Below are 1,907 nucleotides of genomic sequence, written 5' to 3'. Positions count from 1 at the left end.
TGTTGGCGGATGGCGTGGAAGACGTTGGGGTCGACGAGGGTGGAGGTGTCGCCGGGTTCGCGGCCTTCGGCGATGTCGCGGAGGAGGCGGCGCATGATTTTGCCGGAGCGGGTTTTGGGGAGTTCGGGGACGATGTGGATTTCGCGGGGGCGGGCGATGGGGCTGATGGTGCGGGAGACTTCGGTTTTGAGTTGGTCGATGAGTTGTTGGCCGGTGTTGTGGGCGTGGGTGGTGGGGATGACGAAGGCGACGATGCCTTGGCCGGTGGTGGTGTCGGTGGCGCCGACGACGGCGGCTTCGGCGATGTCGTGGTGGGCGACGAGGGCGGATTCGACTTCGGCGGTGGAGATGCGGTGGCCGGAGATGTTCATGACGTCGTCGACGCGGCCGAGGATCCAGAGGTCGCCGTCGGTGTCGAGTTTGGCGCCGTCGCCGGCGAAGTACCAGCCGTGGTCGGGGTAGCGGGACCAGTAGGTTTGCTTGTAGCGGTCGGGGTCGCCCCAGATGCCGCGGAGCATGGCGGGCCAGGGTTGGTCGAGGACGAGGTAGCCGTTGGCTTCGGTGTCGCCGAGTGTGACGGTGTTGCCGTCGTCGTCGACGACTTTCGCGGAGATGCCGGGCAGTGGTGTCATGGCGGCGCCGGGTTTGGTGGGGGTGACGCCGGGCAGGGGGGAGATCATGATGGCGCCGGTTTCGGTTTGCCACCAGGTGTCGACGATGGGGGCGGTGTCGGCGCCGATGACGTGGCGGTACCAGCGCCAGGCTTCGGGGTTGATGGGTTCGCCGACCGAGCCCAGTACGCGGATGCTGGACAGGTTGTGGGCGGCGGGGATGTCGCGGCCCCATTTCATGAAGGTGCGTACGAGGGTGGGGGCGGTGTAGTAGATGGTGACGCCGTATTTTTCGATGATCTGCCAGTGGCGGTGTTCGTCGGGGTGGTTGGGGGTGCCTTCGTAGACGACTTGGGTGGCGCGGTTGGCGAGGGGGCCGTAGACGATGTAGGAGTGGCCGGTGACCCAGCCGATGTCGGCGGTGCACCAGTAGATGTCGCGGCCGGGTGTGTGGTCGAACACGGTGTGGTGGGTGTAGGCGGCTTGGGTGAGGTAGCCGCCGGAGGTGTGGAGGATGCCTTTGGGTTTGCCGGTGGTGCCGGAGGTGTAGAGGATGTAGAGGGGGTGTTCGGCGTCGAAGGGTTGTGGTTCGTGTTCGGGGGAGGCGTGGGTGACGGTGTCGTGCCACCACAGGTCGCGGCCGGTGGTCCAGGGCACGTCGATGCCGGTGCGTCGTACTACCAGGACGTGTTCCACGGTCGAATCCGGTTGCTCGGCGAGGGCGTGGTCGACGGATTGTTTCAAGGGTGCGGGGGTGCCGCGGCGCCATTGCCCGTCGGTGGTGATCACCAGCCGTGCTTGTGCGTCGTGGATGCGTTGGCGTAGCGCGGCGGCGGAGAAGCCGGCGAAGATTACCGAGTGCACCAGGCCCAGTCGTGCGCAGGCGAGCATGGCGATGATTGCTTCGGGGATCATCGGCATGTAGATCGCGACGCGGTCTCCGGGTGCGAGGCCGAGTGTGGTGAGGTAGTTCGCGGTCTGTGAGACTTCGGTGAGTAGGTCGGTGTAGGTGAGGGTGCGGGAGTCGCCGGGTTCGCCTTCCCAGTGGATGGCGACCTGTTCGCCGTGTCCGGCCAGGACGTGGCGGTCCACGCAGTTGTAGGCGATGTTGAGGGTGCCGTCGACGAACCAGCGGGCGAATGGTGGGTTGTCCCAGTCCAGTACCCGGGTCCAGCGTTGGTGCCAGTGCAGCCGGTCGGCCTGCTCGGCCCAGAACCCCTCCCGATCGGCAGCGGCCCGATCGTAGAGAGACGCATCGGCATTGGCAGCCGCAGCGAACTCCGCGGTCGGCGGATA

The 1,907-nt window shown here is 66.5% G+C and carries 1 protein-coding gene; it reads right to left on the bottom strand.

Annotation, left to right across the window (positions count from 1 at the left end; genetic code table 11):
* On the bottom strand, nt 1–1,907 hold a 1,907-nt coding region (acs, locus tag QH470_RS30770), incomplete at both ends, for an acetate--CoA ligase (protein ID WP_280275878.1).

This window comes from Nocardia wallacei, assembly GCF_029868745.1.
GTDB lineage: Bacteria > Actinomycetota > Actinomycetes > Mycobacteriales > Mycobacteriaceae > Nocardia > Nocardia wallacei_B.
Note: the sequence above shows the minus strand (reverse complement) of the source record. Positions and strands in the feature narration are given on the sequence as shown.